Raw genomic sequence first — 19,630 nt, 5'->3', positions numbered from 1 at the left:
GGCTTCGTGTCCAAAATGGTCCAGAAAACTGGAACCAGGGGAGTTAATGATGAAAAAATATCTATTGGCGAGTGTTGCTGCTGTTGCCGGTGTGGCCATGTCCACTGCTGCTATTGCGGACATCGTGATTGCAACAGCCGGTCCGATGACCGGTCAGTACGCGTCCTTTGGTGCGCAGATGAAAGCTGGTGCCGAGCAAGCAGTTGCTGACATCAATGCCGCCGGTGGCGTCAACGGCGAAATGCTCGTTCTGGAAGTGGGCGACGATGCCTGCGATCCGAAGCAGGCCGTTGCTGTTGCAAACCAGATGGTCGGCAAGGGTGTCGTGTTCATGGCTGGTCACTTCTGCTCCGGTTCGTCCATCCCGGCGTCCGCTGTCTATGCTGAAGAGGGGATCATTCAGATTTCTCCGGCATCTACCAACCCGAAATTCACCGATGAGCGTCCGGGCCCGGGTGTCTATCGCGTGTGCGGTCGTGACGACCAGCAGGGTCAGGTTGCAGGTACTTATCTGGCCGAGGAATTCGGCGACAAGAACATTGCCGTTGTTCACGACAAGACTGCCTATGGCAAGGGCCTGGCCGACGCAACCAAAGGTGTGATGAACAGCCTTGGTAAAGACGAAACTCTTTACGAAGCCTACACCGCTGGTGAAAAGGACTACACCGCGCTGGTCTCCAAGCTGAAGCAGGAAAACATCGACGTTCTTTATGTCGGCGGCTATCACACGGAAGCAGGCCTGATGAAGCGTCAGATGGTTGACCAGGGTATGGACACCATCCTCGTTTCCGGCGATGCACTCGTCACCGACGAGTATTGGTCAATCACCGGCCCGGCCGGCGAAGGCACATTGATGACCTTCTCTCCGGACCCACGCAAGAACCCGATTGCGGCACCCGTCGTGAAATCGCTTGAAGATGCCGGCAAAACCGCAGAAGGCTACTCTCTTTACACCTATGCGGCGATCCAGGCATGGGCGGCTGCTGCAACGACTGCAAAGTCCACGGACTATGATGCTGTCGTTGGTGCTCTGAACGCTGGTGATTTCGCAACCGTTCTCGGCGACCTGTCCTTCGACGACAAAGGCGACGTCTCTCTGCCTGGTTATGTCTGGTATGAGTGGAAAGACGGTCAGTACGACTACAAGTAAGTTGCTGACACACTGTTCGGGTTGACCCGATTGAGCCCGTCCGGATAATTCCGGGCGGGTTTTCTTGTTTTCCGGTTTGATGATGACACGCGAAGCAGCAACTTGGAACCTTGGGAGAAAACCAAAAAGGCTTAACCTCGTGAATTCATGAAACCTTCCACGCGATTGCTGTTGCCATATCGCCGACAATGAGCGAAACCCTATTATTAAATAAGTGAATTACTGATGACACACGTGTCACCAGAGCGTTTTTCCGTGCAAAGTGTAAAACAGCGAACACTCCGCATAAGGGTGCAAGGGACTATGCCAACGGGGGAATAGAAATGCAGGCGACTTCTGAAGGCATGTCATTGAATTCCGACGTGCCGCAGATGCTCCATATGGATTTGGATATCAAGGATTTTTGCTCTGACTGGGCGCATTGCGATCTGATGTCGGGGTATCTGGCTCGAATGGTCAGCCACAATCGGCTGGATTCGCTGCTTTTTTCAAATCTTTATTCATCCGCGTTGAACGAACTCCTGGAAACTGTATTTCGCGTTCATGGAGAAGACGGCAAGCTTGAATGCGCCGTGCACCGCCAGGGCAACCACGATCGGATAGAGCTGACCTTTCCTGCAGATCAACCAACATTCGAGACTTACCGGAAGGCTATCGAAAAGGTGCAGGCCTCGGATGCGGAAGCCCTTTATCTGGAAGCATTGTTCACAGAAGACGAACCGGATGCTGGCCTGGGGCTGCTGGAGCTGGGCGTCGACTACGGTGCGCGTTTGACAATCGACAGGCTTGAAAATGGTCGCATGTGTCTGGTCGCTGAATTGGCGCTTGAGGACGAAACAGAATGATTGCTGACAGTATTTCGCAAGGGTTTCAGTGGAACTTCAACGAAAACGACCAGGAATTTTCATTGCACGGCAGCTTGAGGCCGCAGCGCAGCGAGGAAATGAACAGCTGCATTTCCGCGCTTGAAAGCTCCGTTTCCAGCGTCAGTGGGCGCTTCTATGTCAATGTTCGCCGCTTGGTGCGCATGAACAATGTCGCTTTTCATGCCTTCGCCGGCAAGATTCTGGACCTGGTGCGCGGGCGCAGCGATCTGAAAGTTCACGTGACAACCTCGAGCGTGGTCGGTTGGGCCACCCGCAAATTCGCGGTGCTTGAGACCATGTCCGAAAATATCACCGTCGGGGAATACGATAACGAGTTTTATCCAGGCCAGACATTCCTTGAAGAGGGTGGCTTTATCCCGATTTTGCGCACGCAGACCAAACTGACATGGCGCCATGAACGGGCCATCTTGCAGCGCCATGGCCTGGAACCCGGATTGCAGGTGGCAGACATCTGCTGCGGTATCGGGGATTTCGCGGTTCTCTTGCAAAAGGAATTTCAGCCCGATCGGCTGGTGGCTCTGGATCACAGTCGGTCCAGTCTCGACTATGCGCGCAAGGTCGCGACGGATTTCGGCATTCGCGGCATCGACTATGTGTTTGGTGATGCGTCCGAAATGCTGCTGGAAAGCGACCAGTTCGACTTCGTCACCTGCCGCCATTCCCTTCAGGTGTTCGATCGGCCTGAACTGATCCTTCAGGAGCTGCTGCGTATCTGCAAGCCGGGCGGCCGCATCTACATCACCAACGAGAAAAACTCCCATTGTCTGGGTGAGCCGAGGTCGGAATCAATCCAGCGCACCTACAATGAAGTTGCGCGGCTTTGGGCCCATTTCAACATGGATATCGAACTTGGCCCCAAGAGCCGGCGGTACCTGATCGATGCAGGCCTTGAAGACATTCAGATGGAATCATTCATGGTGAGCAACCTGGACGGCGATCCCCAGGATTTCGCCGACATTATCCAGTCCTGGGAAGATGTCTACGCCGGCAAGATGGCTGTCGAGCGTGGTGACAGTGAAGAGCAGATCCGCGAATTCAGGCAGGGTTTCCAGGACCATATCTTCGCGGCCAAGCATCCACGAGGATATGCAGGCTGGCCGATTTGGGTCGCATCGGGACGGAAACCAAAATGAGTGTCACGCATGTAGGGACCGAAACTCCGGAGCCGCAGGACGGGCAATCAGTTGGCCGGTTTTCGAGGCACAGTTTTCGGGCCAAATTCATTGCGGTCGTCGGTGCGGCGGTTCTGTTCGATCTCATGCTGGCCGGCGGCGTTGCCATCTGGAATGTGCAACGTTTGTCCAACGACGCGACCGAGAAGGTCGCGACCGGTCTCACCAGCGCGACGGAAGAGTACCTGAGGACATATATCGACACGACGGCGCTCAGAACCGATCTGCTGCTCGATCAGGTTTTTTCCGAAGTTGAAGCGCTTGGCGGTGCCATGCAGACGTTGATTGACAATCCTCAGACCGGCACCAATGTCGGCAGGACTGTCGAAGCAGACCCCAAGCTTGGCGACAAACTTGTTTTTAATCCGCAAGCCGGCTGGTCACAGAATTCACCGGGGGAATCCGTTGTCAGTGTCTGGGGGTATCTGCTGGACGACGAGGGCAATCCGCTGCCTGAGGTCGAGGCACAGATTTCTGACAGCTCCGCTTTCAACCTGATTGCACCCGGTATCCTGAAGACCGGGTCGCCGAAACTGCAGATGTATTATGTCGGCCCGAAAGACAAGCCGATCATGCGCACGACGCCTTATACGGATCAGGCGCAGACATTCGACAAGCTTTATCCCGGCCACAACGAAGACAACTTCTGGGATTTCTTCTTTCCTGGCGTCTATGAAGGCTGGCAAAGCTGGATCAAGGACCCGGCCAATCGGCCGGTTGACCGCGATATCGTTGGCACGGATCCATATATCGATGCGATCACCGGCGCTCGCATAGTCAGCTTCTTTTACCCGCTCTGGACAGCAGACCGTTCGGATGTCGCTGGCATGGCGGCTGTCGACATCACGCTCGATCAGCTCTCCAATCTGGTTGAGAATGTAAAGATCGCTGAGACCGGGTTCGGCTTTCTTACGTCGTCGGCAGGAAACGTCATTGCCGTGAGTGAGGCCGGTGCCGAAACGCTTGGTCTTGTCTCTGTAGGTGGTGAAGGTCAGGGCGTGACCGGGATCGATCGGCTCCTCGGGAAGAGCCGTTTCCCCGAGGTCGCAAATCTTGAACTGCCGCACAATACAGGCACGGTAATCGATTCCATAACGCTCGGCGGCGATGGCGATTTCAACGAAGAAACGGGTGAAGGATATATCGTTGTTCTGAAGGAACTCTCGCCCATCAATCTTTGGAATGGCGAAACGATTGTCTCTGAAAATCTGACCCTTGGCTTCATGGTTGCCAAGGACGAAATCTATGCACCGTTGACGGCTGTACAGCATGAATTGTCCGAGGCGACGGAGCGGATCGTTTATTGGCAGATCGCGGCGCTTCTGATCAGTCTGGTAATCGTGACTGTTGCCGTTTACGCCATTTCCGGTCGGATCACCAAAGGCCTGTCACAGCTGGCCGGCGCAGCACGTGCGCTGCAGAACAAGGACTATTCCGTCCGGGTTGATATCCCGACCCGCGATGAGGTGGCAGCTGCCGGTCTTGCGTTCAACCGCATGGCCGAAGAAATCAGTTTCCATACCGAAAACCTTGAGAACCTGGTTGAGGAGCGAACGAAAAAGCTCGAAACCGCGAACAAGGAAATTGGTGCGCTTAACAAGCGGCTCAAGTCGGAGAATGTGCGTCTGGGCGCAGAACTGGATGTCGCCAAACGCATTCAGGAGATGGTGCTGCCACGTCGCAGCGAGCTCGAGATCATTCCGCAAATCGAGATTGCCGCCTTCATGGAACCGGCCGATGAGGTGGGCGGCGATTACTACGATGTTCTCTTTGATGGTGAACACATCAAGGTGGGTATCGGCGATGTGACCGGCCACGGCTTGGAGAGTGGCGTGCTGATGCTGATGGTTCAGTCAGTTGCCCGCGCCTTGCAGGAAAAGGGTGACAAGGATCCGATCGCGTTTCTGGATGTGCTCAACCGGGCCGTCTACAAGAACATCACGCGGACCAAATCCGACAAACATCTGACCCTTGCATTTGTCGACTACGTTGATGGCAAGGTGACGTTGTCCGGTCAGCATGAAGAAGTGCTGATCATCCGATCAACCGGCGAGACCGAACGCATTGACACTATGGATCTCGGGTTCCCGGTCGGTTTGGAAGCAGATATCTCCGCATTTGTCGCAACATTGGATTTGAGTTTCGGTCCGGACGATATTCTGATCCTTCACACCGATGGTATCACGGAAGCTGAAAACGCGGCCGGAAACATGTTTGGCCTGGACCGGTTGAGCGACAGTGCCCACAGCAATCGCCACAAATCGGCCAAGGGCATCGCTGAAGCCGTCATCGATGACGTCAAGATGCATATCGGGGAATACAAGGTGTTTGACGATATCACGCTCGTGGTTTTGAAGCACAGGTAGGTCATGGCTGAAGATTTTGGACATACTCACTCTTCAAACGGTGGCGACGCGACGCGGTTTTGCCTGACGCTGATGGCCGAGCCATTGGAACTCAGCTGGCATCATTGCGGCGTGACATCGGATTTCATTGGCGAGTATTTCAGCCGGGCATGCCCCGGAGAAGTTGATCCGGTCGATGCACGCCACAGCATCAGCTACATGATCAACGAGATCCTCGAGAACGCGGTCAAATTTCGATATGGCGGTGACATTGCCATCGACAGCAGCCTCCAGGGTGAAACGTTTGAGATTCAAATTATCAACAAGATCGACAAAGAAACCGCGTCTCGTTTCCAGGAGCTTCTGCGCGAACTTCTGGAGCGCGAACCCGGTGAGCTCTTGTTGGAGAAAATCGAAGAAAATGCCCTCAATCCCGACTCGACCGGCTCAGGCCTGGGCCTGCTTACGCTCATGAGCGATTACGAAGCCAAATTGGGCTGGTCTTTCCACCGCGAGCATGTAAGTGAAGGCGTAAAGCTGACTACGTTTGCCTCATTGCGACTTTCCTGATCGCTGACTTATTCCAAAGGAAGATACCAACATGGAAATCAGCACCAACGATTACCGCGTTTGGACTGAAGGTGCGTCCATCCACTATGAAGGCACCATGCGGCTTTCAGGCACGGAAGCCTATGCGCCGATACTTGAAATCATGAACTCCGTACTCGGGTCCAAACCCGATCTCATCACGCTTGATCTGACCGGTCTTGAGTTCTTGAACAGTTCCGGCATCAACCTCTTTGCGAAATTCACAATCGAGATCCGGAAACAACCGGAAGTCGGCGTCCGCGTTCTTGGCTCCAAGAGCATCCCCTGGCAATCCAAGTCCCTCCGCAACCTTCAACGCCTGCACCCCGCGCTCGAACTGACGATTTCCTGACAGCAGTCCGGGCATTTGACCGACGGAGCGTAGTGCAACACCGGTCAGTTTCCGTCCGCCCTGGTGAGCGTTCTTACGCCTCGCTGCCTTTTTCGCAATGGAAACGGACGTAGAGACGGCCTGGGGCTAGAGACAACTTATCTGCACGCATTTTGACGGACATTTCGAAAGCGTCTTCGACTGTGAAGGCTGTTTTGACGTCTTCAGTTGCCCAATAGCTGGTGTCGCTTTGTAAGAGCAGCTTCAGGTCCTCGATATGAACGATCCTGTCACCAGAGCTGTTGAAGGTCGCAAACTCCTCGATGGAAACGTCGAGAGCGGTTTCGTCAGGCGTGTTGGGTACATAGGAGAATTCAGCCGACGTCACAGTCATCTCGCCTGGCACAACGCCTTTGGCAAGGCTTTCCTGGCCGTCGAGTGCCGTGATCCTGATCTGACCGACTTCATAGGTTCCGCAAAAAGGCTTTTTGTCATCGGACATCGCGACTTGATCCTCCTCGTTCTCAATGCTTCTGGGCTGGTGCGGGCTGTAGTGTCAGCGTCAAAGAGCACACGCACCTGCCAGAAGACGTTTTTGGCATTGCTATCTTGATTGCCGAATAGCCATCGGTAGCCATGCCCTTTGGGCTTTCTGCGATGACCTCAGCGCGATTTGGCAATTCGTGTCTAAAGGGCAGGGCTTATGACGTCAGCCTTCCAGATTTATGCGCCATTTGCATGTTGGCGGCATAGGAATTTGGCGACCTTCGACCAGGCATGTTGGCTTCCAGAACAAGTGTTTCAAGCAATCCGTCTTCTACCGAGATTTCCGTCGTTCTGTTGAGCTTGTTCATACGCCAGAACTGAAGCTTGCGGTTTTTGGGAACGTAGTCGCCTGGGATATCGGTTGCGTCACCCGTGACCACCATGATTTTAGGCTTCGGCAACTCGTAATAGTTGCCTTCATAAACATAGGCCCGGATCAATGCGATCTGCTGATCAGCGCCCGTGTCCATCAACTGGATGGTCAGCCGGCTATCCGGGCTGCCGCCGGACTCGATCTTGACCTCGGCCACCGTCTTGCTGCCGCTGCCGGCAATGTTGCTTCCAATGAGAATAATTTCCGCAGGATCATACGGCGGTATGGATAGGATGGTCGGCAGTTGATCGCTCATTTATCTTCCCCCCTTTGGGAATTCAGGTTGTCGACGGCATGTCAGGTTCTCACCAGAATTTCCCGCCATGCCAGGTTTTCCATCAAGATGTCCCCGGCAGCAGAATTGCCAAGCGCATCCAACTGGTCGGCAATAGCAGCGCCGGCCAGTGCATAGTTGAGTGTGTCGGGATTGAGTGCGCTCCAGGATCGTGCGATTGCGGATCCCATGAGGTCTCGCGCATTTGCAAGCGCGGATTTCAGCAAAAATTCACGTGCGTTGAAGGCATCGGCAAACCGGTGTCCAATCAGCTCGATTTCATGATGGCCGAGCTCGAACAGCCGGTCATGCGATATGCTTTCCGGGAGATCGACCAGGTTTCCGTCTACGGCATTGTGGTGATAGATCTCTACAAGGGTATCAAATATCGCGCCGGTAAAGGGCTTAGACAGATCGTGCACGGCGTCTGTGACGGTGCTCATTTTCCGGTCGTTGCTGGCAGTCCGAATCTGTCGGTCACCGGACAACTCCGCTATCCGGTTTAGTTCGTTCATGGTCAGAAGGTTGCCGCGGGTCGAGCGCAGCAGCCGGTCGAGCACGCTGTCGAAATGAAGAAGCGAAATGAGTGCGATCAGGTCCGATACGCTCTCGTGATAACCGAAATATTCACGGTTGGCGTTCCCGCCGACGGGTGTCCCCATTTCCGCAAAAATGAGCGCATGACCGAATTCATGCGCGATGACGTCGAAGTTCAAGGCATATGGATAGACCGTTTCCCGGTCACTCAACTCGGTACCGAACTCCATGTAGCCATATCCCGACTGGGCATTATTCCAATTTACGAATGGAATGATCTCAAGCCGTTCATAGGTTTGCGAGAAATGCCAAACAACCTCATGCCCGAGATAGCTTTCCCAGATGTCGAGCACGCGCCTGAGTGAAGCAAACACATGGGCGCAGACAAATTGGCGGCTTGATGGGTCCAGATGATCGAAATGTCCGTCTGGCCCCGCTTCTGCCGGCGGGTGTTGTTCGCCCGTAAACGGAGGCTGGAAGGGATACTCGTAAACAGGCTTTTCAAAAAGCGGATCTGCCACATACATGCGGCGGTCAGCCGGTCCTGGCTGAATCTCGTTCGGCGACGTGCTGATCCAGACGGTTTCCGGTTTTTCATAACCGGCCAGGTGCGGCACCTGCGGATAGAGAAGAAACCGGGTGCCGAGACGGCCCGTTTCAGGTGAGATGGTTTCCTGGTCGAGATAGATACTCAATTCAACCTCTGAAATCCGGTATTTTTACAACCGGCCTGGAAACCGGTGTTGGTCACAATCTCTTGTTGCGCGCGCGCCTAAATCGTTTCTCCACTTCCCGCACAGCATCAAAAAAGATGTTTTTGGCGTGCTGTTTGAACCTTCCGCAGGGGAATTATTAAAAGACTATCAAGCACCTGAGAAGCTGTCCAATGAAAATCCCGCGTCTGCGAGATCCTGCAGAAACGCGTCTGTTGGCACGAACGCCGCTGCAGGTGTGGGAAGAGGCCAGAGGCCGGATTTCTGGCGATCGGTGAGCTCATCTAGTAGAAGTTGCGCATCAAGTTGCTTCTGAGTGCAATCGGGCTTCGCCAGATCTGAAATCGAAATGTTCGCCCCATTATCCCGAGCGGCAGCCAACACGGCTTTCAGGTGCCGTTCCGTGTAGTGAAGCTGAAAAGCCGCAGTCACCAGAGCGCTTTCCTGACACGCTGTGATTTGGCCTTCCTTTCGCAATTGCTTGAAACGAATGCGCAAATCGAAAAGGGAATCGGTGATTGCGACAGCACCGAGTTCTTCTGGCGTGTGAAGGACCGCGACAGCGTCATCAGGTGCAAGGGCATTTCGCCGGAACCACCGATAGATGAGCCCTCGACCGTGCATCCCAAAGCTCGATAATTCAGCGGCTCTGAGAGCGCCCATGCTGGCCGCACCAAAAATGGTGGCGCCGCGATCGATCGCCCAGAGGATCTCTTTGTGTCTGACTGCCGGAGCTCCTTGAAAGACACCGTCGATCAGAGCAATGACGCAGTCCTTTGCCTCAAGCGATACGGCAGCAATGTCTCCCTGGGCTGCCGGTGGCCGTATATCGGCCTGGAGTGCCTCAGGAAGGCCTTCGGGGGGCAAACTCGGGCCGATGAAAACGACGAGAGGACGCTTAGCCAGCATCATGCCCTCCTACGCTGGCCGACCAGCGGCACCACCCGGACGATGAACAGCGGAACGTCTTCAAGAGCAAGGACGGGCACAATGGCCGAGGTCAAACCTGCCTCTGCCAGCGCTTCGGTAAAATCCTTCACACTCACTGCTGAATTGTTCCCGGCAAATGATGGACGATTGGCAGGCGTCTTACTCATTTGCCGCCGTTCGAAGGCGATCAGTTGATCATCGTGATTTCTTGGATAGGAACGGCGGGTTATGTCTTCGCGGGAGCCTGATATCACTGACGCGCGTGTCTGAATGCTTTCCAAAAGCGCTGCTCGCAGTGCTCCGCTGAAGGTGGGGCGGCAGGCAAAACCGTCCGCGGCAAATGGAAGAGAAGTTGCTGAGGCACGTTCATCGAGAAGTCTGACCCAGACGACGGGAAAGCGCCCAACCGGTGGGCACTCATAGGCAGCAAACAACAGACCGGCATCTTGAACCTGCATAATGAGCTCGTCTGTGCCGGCGTCGACATTCGTGTCGGGCGCAATGCGGTTTTTTTCAAAAAACCCATGCGTTGTCATGGCTCTTTCGGTGCTTATCCGCTCCAGAACCTCGAGGAACCCATGCTGAATTGCTTCCTCCAGACTTCCGCCACCCCCCAGTCCGGTCGTGGTGCGGACGAAAGGCGACACTGCATGAGATGAGGATGGCGTATAATCCGTACTGATCAGGGCAGCGGGCACGCTGACGATATCCTGCGACATCGGTTCAATTCCGCGCATAAACGCAATTGGGTTCTCCATCCACTCTTCAGCCACCTTTGGCGGTAAGTGACAGGAAAGCTTGTGGATTGCCGCGTGCCCATAAATCTCGTTTGGAGAAGCTCTGTCACCGATTTGATCAGGCGATTCGCAGGCAAAGGTTTCAAGAGCTTCGATGATTGCGCTGACGGCAGCCTCCGCAAGGGTCAAACCTTTGCCCTGGTTGACGGCGTTCGATCGCGCCAACGGTCGGACGGCCTGGACAACCGGAACGCCAATACGATCAAGACCGGTGACGTCTGCCAGCCGCGAAATGCCGAAGGACGTCAGATGAGGCTTTAAACGGGAGAGGTACTCGTCAGCGCTAAAGCGCCGCGAGAGCTTCGAAGTCGGCGAATTGCGGCATATCGCGCTGATTTCGTCAAACAGTTCCAGATTTGGGCTGACTGCATCCATCCCATCAGCTCAGGCGGCTCGCCAAAAGGGCGGATATGCGAGCTTTTTCGCTACCTTGTTCCAATTCCTGCAGAATGCGCCGCGCCCGCTCCAAATGTCCTGGTGTTGCTTTGTCAGGCTGCAGCATCACCAAGTCTGCGAGGGCCCGTAAGACCAGTACTTTTGCATTCTGATTCAAGGCGACATCTTCGGCCTTGGCGAGGTCTGTCAGAATCTGGTCTGCTCCCGATCCGGCTCTGGCACCAAGGCGGGCGCGGCGCCTGTAGAGTTCCGCAAGCCAGAAGGCATGGCCCGTTGCTTCAGCGCGTTCAATCGCGGAGCTCAAAACGGCCAAGCCGTTGTCAAACCGGCCCAGCATTGCGTCGAGTTCGCCTGCCATCTCAAGATAAACGGGAAAATCTTCTTCCGTGCCGATTTCCTGTTGAATGGACAAACCTTCTGTCAGGTTGGCGCGACCACGTTCGGGGTCTCCCGACATTCCCTGTGACCAGCCTGCAAAGATCAGGCTCTTGGCCTCCAGTGATTTGAGGTCGTGCTCCACGGCTGCTGTTTTCATACGCCTTGCAAGACTTGCCACCCGGTCGACATCACCCCTGTAACGATGAAGCATGATGCCGATATCAAGCGCGTGACAGTTGCTGCCGACATGGTCAATGTGCCTGGCCCAGGCGTCCGATTGTTCCATATGAGAAACGGCAGATTCCGTTTGCCCAATGAACCAGGAGGACAAGGCTTTTTCGCCGAGACCACAAACTCGGGCATCGTGGCCACCATATCGGGTTCTGTGTTCCAGCGCTTCATCTTCGCTATAAAGATCAAGCCCTTTGGATATGGCCTCCAGGCAATCATTGTGATTGCCAAGATTGAACGCGGTAGCCCATCGGCAATGGTGGGCCTGTAGCTCGATTTCCTTGTCGTTGACACCCGTCAGATCGCTCAGAATGGTTTCAGCCCGTTCGCGTTGTTCCTTGAAATTTGCGGCTGTGAACCACCAACCCCAATAGAGCGGAAACCCGGTCGCACGATGGGTCTCGGGCGTTTCATGCAAAAGCTCCACGCCGCGTTGGTAGAGAGCTGATGCTTCCTCCGAACCGGTTCCATCCATCGTGGCAACAACTGGACCGAGCAGTTTGACGATTTCCAGCTCAAGCTCAGCGGCAACGGCCTTGTCACTGATCTTTTCGGCAATTGAGCGGGCACGGGTCAAATGTGTTCGCGCTTCCTTGAGTGCAGACTGGGAAGATGCAGATCGGGCAGCGTCAATGTAGTGCCGGGCTGCCGCGACGGGCATTCTGGCTTGCTCTGCGTGAACCGCAAGCTCGGCACTGGTAAACGGTTGCCCGCTGGCTTCGTTACCTGTCGCAATTCTGTAGAGGGCTGTGTGCAATGTGCGCCGGTTCGCGCGCAACAGTCCGGCATATGCGGCCTGCTGCAGCAACATGTGCCGGAAACGGTATGCCGGTTCCGCCTCGTTTGAATGCTTTTCGATGAAACCGCCCGCCATGAGCTGGTTGAGGCTTTCGTCCGCAGAAGCCGGTGTGCCGGTAGATGCCAGCAGAGCAACAAGCGTCAGAATATTGAAACTTCTGCCGATCACGCTTGCGGCCTGGGCGACGATCTTGGCTTTGCCCAACGCTGCTAGCCGCGCAGCCAGCAGATCTTGAAGGCTGGCGGTCTCTTCTGAATCAAAGAGGGACTCCCAGGCACTCTCGTCCGACATTTTTTCCGCGCCGCGGTCTACCACGAAGCGCGTCAGTTCTTCGGCAAACAAGGGTACGCCCTCACAACGCGCAGCAATGGCGTGGGCCAGGCGCGGTGACAATGCTGCAGCCCCTGCAACGTTTCCGATCAATTCAATGATGCTGTCTTCACCCAGTCGCGACAGGCGCAGCTTGGAAAAGTGAGGAAGTTCGGTCCACCTAGGTTCGGGCCGCTCGCGCGATGTCACCACGATGAAGACCGGAGCTGATGCAATCCGGTCGAGGAGGTGTTCCAGCACCTCAATCGTCTGGCTGTCGGCCCAGTGCAGGTCTTCAAGTTTGATGACACAGGGCTTTGCACTGGCAATGGCCATAACTGCATCAACCAGCGTGTCGACAGAAGAGGCAGGATGCGGGTCAGCGTCATCTTGCTGTGGTGAAGGCGACAGCAGAAACGCAAGTGCTTTATAAAACTCTGGCGACTGATTTCCTGGAAGGGACAGAACGTCTGCAATGGCCTCAGCTGAAGGCGTTTCGAAATCAAAGGAAGGGTCGTACCTTCTGATTTCAGCACGCAGACTTTTAACAAAGGGCGAAAACGGGATGTCACGGCACTCAGGTTCGCACTGGAAATCCAGAAGATGTGCTCCTTCATCCCGGGCCTGCTGTGCAACCTGAAACGACAGCCGGGACTTTCCAATCCCGGGTTCGCCATGAACGTAGAGCACCTGGCCCTCGCCGTGGGAAGCTTGTTGCCACCGGTCGGTCGCTTCCTCCAGCTCATCTCGTCTTGCCAGAAATGGTTGTCCGGCGTCCCGAAGTTTCTCAAACCGGTCAACTGTCTCGCGGCGCCCAAGAGGTTGCCAGAGGCTTTGCGGTTGATCGAACCCCTTCAGGGAATGGGCACCGAGACTTTCATAATGGTAGATGCGCCGCGTTGCCCGGTAGGTGGCGTTTGAAACGGCTACGGTCCCAACTTGTGCGATGCCTTGAATGCGGGCGGCAAGCGTGGGCGCAATGCCGATGATTTCCTCCCGGTCCGCCAGCGCCCCGCTTCCCGCGGGTCCTGAAACAGCTGGTCCCGTGGCGACACCAACCCTGACCTGAATATCGCAATCAAAGCGTTTTTGGATGTCAGCACGCTCTTTCAGGATCGCGAGACCCGCAGCCACGGCGCGTTGAGGCGCATCTTCGTCTGCAATCGGATAGCCGAAATAGGCCGAACCGCCATCGCCCATCAAAAGATCGAGATGGCCGCCATGCCCTGCGATGGCATGGTGGGCAGCCTGGTGCAGCGCCTGCTGCACTTCCCGGTAGTCTTCCAGGTCCATATTCGTGACCATGGATGTCGAACCAACCAGATCATAGAAGAGGGCAGTGAGCTGGCGGCGCTCCCCCTTTTGTATCCCAAGATCCCCTGCGTTGTTCTGGGTCATGATCTGCCTTTGACCGGCCCCTGCTGTTTGACCGATAGAACGCTTTCGGTTCCACTATGATGGAAGGGTTGCACCGACCTTTGCCATAAAGCAAGCAACCTATTTCTTTTTAATGTAAACCGAATGATAGGCAATCAACAACTTGTTGAACTTAAGGGCAGATTGAAGAGCCGCCTGAATACTGCGCGGACATTATTGTGCGCGATCAGTGTTGCATCGAAGATGCCGCAGATGAGTTTTTGAAAAGCGCTTCCTTGAAGTAGAAAGTCCCCGGGTAGCAATACCCGGGGAGGAGTTGGCAGGCGCAGGGAAGCAGTCAGTACCTACTGGTACTTGTACATCTTCTTTTCGGAGAACCATTTGCCTTGCCGTGTCTCTTTTGTGGACCGCGCCTTGTCTGCCTCAGCAAAGAGCCTGTGAGCTTCCTTGCTCTTGCCGGTGTGATATAGCGACCAGGCTCGCATGAGCTTTGCCTTGCGGCTTTCCCTGCCGCCGGCTGCGTTTCTTTCAAGATAGGTGAGCGCACCGCGCCAATCACCATCACCCATTTCACGTTCCGCAGAACGGATAGCAGAGTTTGAACGGGACGCCGTTGGCCGTTTCTTTCGGCTGGTTACTACGGTTGATTTACTGCTTTTGGTGGCAACTGTTCTGAGTGCAGGAAAGTCACCCGACCATTCAGCAACAAGCTGCCGTTCACGGTTTTTTTGCTTCGTGCGCTGGGCGACGACAACAAGGCCAAGCACCGCTGCTTCATTGGGCTGGTACTGCATCGACTTGTCGAACCAGATTTCCGCTTCTTCGAATTCGTGCATCTCATAGAAGTGCCAACCGAGAACCTGTGCGGCAATTGGCGATTCAGCATCCTGGATAACGTTGGCAAAGCGTGAAAGCCGCTTGAATTCCATTTCCTCGCCGTATCCCTCTATAAGCGCAATCGCAACCACTTCAAGGTAGGCCTTGAGGATGAGAGGATCTCTCCTGCGGTTTTTGTAGGCCAACTCTTCCGCTTCCTCGTAGCTCCCAGCCTCCTTGAGAGAAACCACTATTCCTTCAATGGATTTGACCGTGGGCTTCATCTTGTGGGCGGTGCGGAACCAGGTTTCGGCGATTTTGTAGTCTTCTCTGGAATAGAAGTACCAGCCGAGAAGTTCAGCATCTTCCGGGTTCTTGAGCGATTTGGCCGCGCGGCCGAGCGCCTCCAGGTCAGAGGTGTCAACGAGCGCAGTGATGTCTGCTGCTCCGTTGCCAATTTCTCCGCGCAAAATGTTCAGATAAACCTGATTGAACTCCGATTGCCCATCTAGTCGGGTTCTGCCCATCTGTACCAGTTGCTCGACGGCATTGCGCGGCAACAGTTCAGCTGCTTTTTGAACTGTGGCGATGCGTTCTTGTTCATCGCTGCAATTGGCCAGAATGTACTTGTAGGCCTCAAGGGCCTTCAGCTCCTGACCGGCGCTCAACAGCGCTTTGGCGGTCCGCCAGATGACATCGATCTCGCGGCATACGAGCAGGTCAGGGTTCTCCACTGCAAGTCTGATCACTTCTCCATTGTTTTCGTTGTTTGACGCCAGGATCAGTGACTTGCGCACCTCTGCGTTGACAATTTGTCGGCGCAGTTCAGGGGAGGGTTCATAACCAGGATACAGCTTTATGTACTCTCGGATCTTGGCATAGAGTGCCTGCGTTTTTTTGGCAGCAAACAGATCCCAAAGAGGTTGCTCGTTTACTTCGATCCGATTGGTGTCGAAGATATTCTCCGGTGGTTCCCATTCAGGGTGAAGGCTCTTGAGCCTCTTGATTTCCGCCGAGACACGTCCGATTTCACCATTCTTGGCATAGTAGCGTAGCGCGGACTCATCCACCTCCGGCTCAGCGGTGACGATGGCCTGCCCGTTCGAAGGCACAGAGGCCTGGTCAACTGTGAGTGAAAAGGGTGAAACGCTCGCCGGTTGCGCTTTAGGTTGATTGTCGCTTTGCAGATTGAGCGTTAGGGGAAGGCTTCCGGGCGTTTGGCTCGGCGCGGCTTCCCACGGTGCGGATTGCGCATCGACGCCCTTTGTGGCGAGCGTTAGCGCAAGGGTAGCAATCACCATTCTGGAGAAAGACATTTTGGGTTCCTCTCTGCAAGTGCGAGAACTGTAAAAATTTGAAGTGTTGAGGAGTAATAAGAGTCTGATCCGAACTGCAGCAGTGAGGTCGGAAAGGGTTCAGAGGTGTCGATACAGCGCGACAATGCGGCGATGGATCGAAATCCGGTCTCACTCATTGTCGACTGTATCGCGCCGGTCACAACATGAGTGACCGCCGGCCCTTCTGGATTGCTGAAACCGTGCAGTGTTGAAAAATCGGCTGCTTTCTTCTCGCGAAATGCATTGTTGGAAAACGCGAGATAAAGCGGAATGCGAACGGCATTGTACCCGAACTCCGGCGGGAATTTGTCAGAAGGCACGAGTTTGAAACCGCTGATGTCAACCCAGTCTGGCGGAAGGTAGGTGGGGGCCCTTTGGGAAAGATCCAGAATTTCCTCGCCGACAACAGCGATTTCTGCCCAATTGGCCGATCTGTCGAATTGGGCAATGCTCTCCAGGGCGGGAAACACCCAATAGGATGGGTTGACCGTCAAGGTCTTTCCATCCTCGTCAACAAACCCCTTCGCACCGGGCAAAAGAACCGGACCTAGGCCTGTTTCGTGTACGAGAAGAGTGGCAACGTCCCGCAGGATTTTCCGTGCCGAGGCTAGGTTTTCAGGATCGTTCCACTGCTTGTAGGCTTCTAAAAGCGCCCAAGCAACGAGCAGATCCCCGTCCGTTGCATTGTTCATATCCGCAATGCTGGGACCTTGGTCCGTGTGTTCGACTTTCCAGGCGAAAAGGCTGTCGTTCCGGACCTGAAGCGTTTCAAACGTGTAGTCACGAATGAGCCGAAATGCGTCAAGATCGTCAGCCGCAACAGCCAGAACCATACCGTAGCCCTGGCTTTCACTGTGACTGATGCCCTTGTTGGCGTCGTCAATGACAGCACCAGCATCCGTGACGAAGCGGCTCTTGTAGTCACGCCATGCTGAACGCAGCCACAGCGATAGGGCATCTTTCTCGCGAGCACCGTCTCCGAACACCGGTTCGGAGACGGCACCGCTTGAGACAACAACAAGTGCAAGCAGTGCCGAAATGAGCGTTTTCAACATCTCAACGCCCTGATTTTCTGAGCGCAACATAGTAGCTGAACGCCAGAACGACGCCGAACAGCACCATGAAAACAACAAAGTCGAGCATGTTGTGTGAAATCACACCGGCAACAACCAAGCGGCTGTTTCTGAGTTCGGAAGGATTGGCGAGCGATGCAAAATAGTTCGCTTCTGAGAAACGGTCGGACAAAACGGTGTTGTCAGACGTTTTGTAAAGCGACGTGTCACCGCCGAGCCAGGCCAATCTGCCTTCCCGAAGAAGCGTGTCAACTCCGGACTTGACATCGTCGCCCGTCAATCCCGTCACGACGGTCCAAACGTCCTGCTTCACAGGTGCTCCAAAAAACGCAACCCAACTCTCTTGCGATGAGAGATCGGTGGTGCGCTGTGAGAAGAGAACATCGTTCTTTTCAAGCTTGAAGCTTTGCTGTGCCTGGAATTCAGAACCTAATTTGAAGCCCATGTTGCGCCAGGCCGAGTTGGCATATCTTCTCAGATCAGCCCAAAGGCCCGGCTCATTTGCATCAGGAGTTTCAAGGCCCAAGAAATTTGCGACATGGCCACGAGCGGCGCTGCGACGGGTATCTTGAAGTGTGTCCGTATATGCTTGCTTTGCCGGGCCGGAAAGACGATTGACAGGTGCCACGATCAAGCCTGGCTGTGAACCGACGTCGCCGGCGCCTAGGACAATTGAGACAGGCTGGACAGTCTGGTTGATTGCTGCTGTCGCGACGGCAAGTTGTGCAGCGGCTTCGAGGCTGCTGCGGTCATTTGACGGCACCTGAATGTAAGTCGGCCGATTATCCGCAGTGCTTTGAGGCAGCAGATTACCCGGTGAGACGCTTGGCGTGACACGCATTCTGGCCAGAGAGTCAAATTCAATCGTGGAGGTGCTTGCCTCGAAGGCCAAACGATCTGGTCCGTTGAGCGATGAAACATCGCAAACCTCATCCTCGGAGGTCAAAGAGGACACTTCAATTCGAAGCTCGTTGAAACCCGGCGAAAATCCACCGAGCGGAATGTTCACCGGTGAGCGGGAAGTGATCCCGTCTCGGGTCAACTCCGCTGAAGCAAGCGCAGCACCATTTGCAAACACCTGAAGCCGGTTCGCATTCGAAAGGTCCGCAAGAGCTTCAATATCCAGGCTCAATGTCGCCTTTCCATAGTCGCCAACGAAATAATCTTCTGGCAATTTGATGGAAAAGTCCCTTTGCATGAGACGACCGTCGAAACGTTGGCTGCTGACCCCCAGTTCTGCAAGTGAAACGGACATTCCTGGCGTTATCTCGTAGCCAAACTTGTTCGTGAAAACCTGAATCCCGCGCTTCGTGCCGGTGGTTGGCAGCTTTGCCAGTGCCTCTTGGAATTGAGCGATGGCATGATCCAATGCCGGTCGACTGTCTGCGGCGATCAAAAGCGACAGACGACCTGTCTCCGGATTGCGCATGAGCGCAAGCCCTTGAATTCCGGACCGGGTTCGCCCGACTGCATAGCCGGCTTTCGACAGTTCCGCGCGCGTGCCGACAATAATGTCCATCCCGGCATTTGTGCCCGGTTCTGGCCGGATCTCGATATTCGGGTTCTGGTACTTTCCGAAAACCGCGACCGTCTGTGCCACGGCGAGAGACCGATCCAGATTGGACGTGCTCATGTTTGCAGGCTGGACCAGTCGGAAGTTTGTTGATCCCGTCACGTCGTTGGGAATTGCTCTTAGAACCTCCAGACCGGAAACGAGTTTTGGTGCAGTGTCGGGGCCAGGGTCGAAGACAAGCCCAGTGTTGGCCGGATTGAGCACCGTCCAAAGCTCATAGGTTGCCGGGATAGTGCAATCGACCCGGTGCTTGTGTCTTGCAACAAAGCGGACTTCATTAAATCCCTCTACGATCAGTCCGGGTGGAAGGTCGAAGCTACGCAAAGAAGCCTGCTCGCCGGAGGTCAGTTCAATGTCACCAACAAGCTGTCCATTGATCATGACGCTCAGGTTGGAATATTCCGGCGCTGCGGAGACGGCCGTCAGATAGTCGACCTGCAGCTTGCGATAAAGCAGAGCCTCGTCACGTGGCGCATAGAGGGCAAGACGCAATTCTGAGAACTCACCTTCAAGGCGCATCTGGTCTGCCGTGGCGGTGAGTCGGCGTATCGTGCGTCGTTCTTCCTTTTTTGTTTCCAGAACAGACAGATCGAGCTGTTGGGCATTTGCTCCCAAGGGAACTGTGAGTACAGCTGCCGCCAGAAGCGCTGATTTCAGACACATGCTTCCAGTCGACACGATTGAATTCTTCATCATGA

Annotated in this window: 15 protein-coding genes; 6 read left to right on the top strand and 9 right to left on the bottom strand. The window is 54.8% G+C overall.

All coding sequences use genetic code 11. The features are described from left to right. The first annotated feature begins 49 nt into the window (after nucleotides 1-49). From FIV00_RS00230 to FIV00_RS00205, 6 genes are all read left to right on the top strand, one after another. The gene (locus FIV00_RS00230; RefSeq protein ID WP_152504044.1) at nucleotides 50-1,150 is read left to right on the top strand and encodes a branched-chain amino acid ABC transporter substrate-binding protein; all 1,101 of its coding nucleotides are present in this window, start codon (nucleotides 50-52) and stop codon (nucleotides 1,148-1,150) included. 323 nt (nucleotides 1,151-1,473) lie between these two features. Continuing rightward, nucleotides 1,474-1,995 (top strand): ubiquinone biosynthesis methyltransferase UbiE, encoded by a 522-nt coding sequence (locus FIV00_RS00225; protein WP_152498932.1) that lies wholly within the window; start codon nucleotides 1,474-1,476, stop codon nucleotides 1,993-1,995. Further along, nucleotides 1,992-3,170, top strand: a complete 1,179-nt coding sequence (locus FIV00_RS00220) for a class I SAM-dependent methyltransferase (RefSeq protein ID WP_152498931.1) — start codon at nucleotides 1,992-1,994, stop codon at nucleotides 3,168-3,170. The genes FIV00_RS00225 and FIV00_RS00220 overlap by 4 nt, the downstream gene beginning before the upstream one ends. Then, a complete protein-coding gene (locus FIV00_RS00215; protein WP_152498930.1) occupies nucleotides 3,167-5,575 on the top strand; it encodes a SpoIIE family protein phosphatase in 2,409 nt (802 codons plus the stop codon). Before FIV00_RS00220 ends, FIV00_RS00215 begins: the two co-directional genes overlap by 4 nt. A gap of 3 nt (nucleotides 5,576-5,578) precedes the next feature. After that, the gene (locus FIV00_RS00210; protein ID WP_152498929.1) at nucleotides 5,579-6,124 is read left to right on the top strand and encodes an ATP-binding protein; all 546 of its coding nucleotides are present in this window, start codon (nucleotides 5,579-5,581) and stop codon (nucleotides 6,122-6,124) included. Nucleotides 6,125-6,155: 31 nt separating this feature from the next. After that, the gene (locus FIV00_RS00205) at nucleotides 6,156-6,494 is read left to right on the top strand and encodes a hypothetical protein (RefSeq protein WP_152498928.1); all 339 of its coding nucleotides are present in this window, start codon (nucleotides 6,156-6,158) and stop codon (nucleotides 6,492-6,494) included. 73 nt (nucleotides 6,495-6,567) lie between these two features. On the opposite strand, the gene FIV00_RS00200 is transcribed toward FIV00_RS00205, so the two are convergent. From FIV00_RS00200 to FIV00_RS00160, 9 genes are all read right to left on the bottom strand, one after another. Then, nucleotides 6,568-6,975 carry a hypothetical protein gene (locus tag FIV00_RS00200; RefSeq protein WP_152498927.1) on the bottom strand — a complete coding sequence of 136 codons (408 nt, stop codon included), beginning with the start codon at nucleotides 6,973-6,975 and terminating at the stop codon, nucleotides 6,568-6,570. Nucleotides 6,976-7,174: 199 nt separating this feature from the next. Beyond that, nucleotides 7,175-7,648 carry a hypothetical protein gene (locus FIV00_RS00195; RefSeq protein ID WP_152498926.1) on the bottom strand — a complete coding sequence of 158 codons (474 nt, stop codon included), beginning with the start codon at nucleotides 7,646-7,648 and terminating at the stop codon, nucleotides 7,175-7,177. Between the two features lie 41 nt (nucleotides 7,649-7,689). Further along, nucleotides 7,690-8,898, bottom strand: coding sequence for a hypothetical protein (locus FIV00_RS00190; protein WP_247649314.1), 1,209 nt, complete (start codon nucleotides 8,896-8,898; stop codon nucleotides 7,690-7,692). A 168-nt stretch (nucleotides 8,899-9,066) separates the two neighbouring features. After that, nucleotides 9,067-9,828, bottom strand: coding sequence for a TfuA-like protein (locus FIV00_RS00185; RefSeq protein ID WP_152498925.1), 762 nt, complete (start codon nucleotides 9,826-9,828; stop codon nucleotides 9,067-9,069). Next, nucleotides 9,825-11,018, bottom strand: coding sequence for a YcaO-like family protein (locus tag FIV00_RS00180; protein ID WP_152498924.1), 1,194 nt, complete (start codon nucleotides 11,016-11,018; stop codon nucleotides 9,825-9,827). The genes FIV00_RS00185 and FIV00_RS00180 overlap by 4 nt, the downstream gene beginning before the upstream one ends. A gap of 4 nt (nucleotides 11,019-11,022) precedes the next feature. Next, nucleotides 11,023-14,154: an AAA family ATPase gene (locus FIV00_RS00175; RefSeq protein ID WP_152498923.1), complete on the bottom strand. Its 3,132-nt coding sequence runs from the start codon at nucleotides 14,152-14,154 to the stop codon at nucleotides 11,023-11,025. Between the two features lie 323 nt (nucleotides 14,155-14,477). Then, nucleotides 14,478-16,265, bottom strand: coding sequence for a hypothetical protein (locus FIV00_RS00170; protein WP_152498922.1), 1,788 nt, complete (start codon nucleotides 16,263-16,265; stop codon nucleotides 14,478-14,480). After that, nucleotides 16,244-17,341, bottom strand: coding sequence for a glycosyl hydrolase family 8 (locus FIV00_RS00165; RefSeq protein ID WP_173005822.1), 1,098 nt, complete (start codon nucleotides 17,339-17,341; stop codon nucleotides 16,244-16,246). Before FIV00_RS00165 ends, FIV00_RS00170 begins: the two co-directional genes overlap by 22 nt. Before the next feature lies 1 nt (nucleotide 17,342). Further along, nucleotides 17,343-19,628, bottom strand: a complete 2,286-nt coding sequence (locus tag FIV00_RS00160) for a cellulose biosynthesis cyclic di-GMP-binding regulatory protein BcsB (RefSeq protein ID WP_152498920.1) — start codon at nucleotides 19,626-19,628, stop codon at nucleotides 17,343-17,345. Nucleotides 19,629-19,630 lie beyond the last annotated feature (2 nt).

This window comes from Labrenzia sp. THAF82, from assembly GCF_009363435.1.
In the GTDB taxonomy this organism is placed as follows: Bacteria; Pseudomonadota; Alphaproteobacteria; order Rhizobiales; family Stappiaceae; genus Roseibium; species Roseibium porphyridii.
Note: the sequence above shows the minus strand (reverse complement) of the source record. Positions and strands in the feature narration are given on the sequence as shown.

Bases quoted from the DNA above. Each gene is read 5' to 3' on its own strand.
- FIV00_RS00175 (WP_152498923.1), bottom strand. From the start codon at position 14,154: ATGACCCAGAACAACGCAGGGGATCTTGGGATACAAAAGGGGGAGCGC.
- FIV00_RS00170 (WP_152498922.1), bottom strand. From the start codon at position 16,265: ATGTCTTTCTCCAGAATGGTGATTGCTACCCTTGCGCTAACGCTCGCC.
- FIV00_RS00180 (WP_152498924.1), bottom strand. From the start codon at position 11,018: ATGGATGCAGTCAGCCCAAATCTGGAACTGTTTGACGAAATCAGCGCG.
- FIV00_RS00230 (WP_152504044.1), top strand. From the start codon at position 50: ATGAAAAAATATCTATTGGCGAGTGTTGCTGCTGTTGCCGGTGTGGCC.
- FIV00_RS00185 (WP_152498925.1), bottom strand. From the start codon at position 9,828: ATGATGCTGGCTAAGCGTCCTCTCGTCGTTTTCATCGGCCCGAGTTTG.
- FIV00_RS00210 (WP_152498929.1), top strand. From the start codon at position 5,579: ATGGCTGAAGATTTTGGACATACTCACTCTTCAAACGGTGGCGACGCG.
- FIV00_RS00220 (WP_152498931.1), top strand. From the start codon at position 1,992: ATGATTGCTGACAGTATTTCGCAAGGGTTTCAGTGGAACTTCAACGAA.
- FIV00_RS00200 (WP_152498927.1), bottom strand. From the start codon at position 6,975: ATGTCCGATGACAAAAAGCCTTTTTGCGGAACCTATGAAGTCGGTCAG.
- FIV00_RS00225 (WP_152498932.1), top strand. From the start codon at position 1,474: ATGCAGGCGACTTCTGAAGGCATGTCATTGAATTCCGACGTGCCGCAG.
- FIV00_RS00205 (WP_152498928.1), top strand. From the start codon at position 6,156: ATGGAAATCAGCACCAACGATTACCGCGTTTGGACTGAAGGTGCGTCC.
- FIV00_RS00195 (WP_152498926.1), bottom strand. From the start codon at position 7,648: ATGAGCGATCAACTGCCGACCATCCTATCCATACCGCCGTATGATCCT.
- FIV00_RS00215 (WP_152498930.1), top strand. From the start codon at position 3,167: ATGAGTGTCACGCATGTAGGGACCGAAACTCCGGAGCCGCAGGACGGG.
- FIV00_RS00160 (WP_152498920.1), bottom strand. From the start codon at position 19,628: ATGATGAAGAATTCAATCGTGTCGACTGGAAGCATGTGTCTGAAATCA.
- FIV00_RS00165 (WP_173005822.1), bottom strand. From the start codon at position 17,341: ATGTTGAAAACGCTCATTTCGGCACTGCTTGCACTTGTTGTTGTCTCA.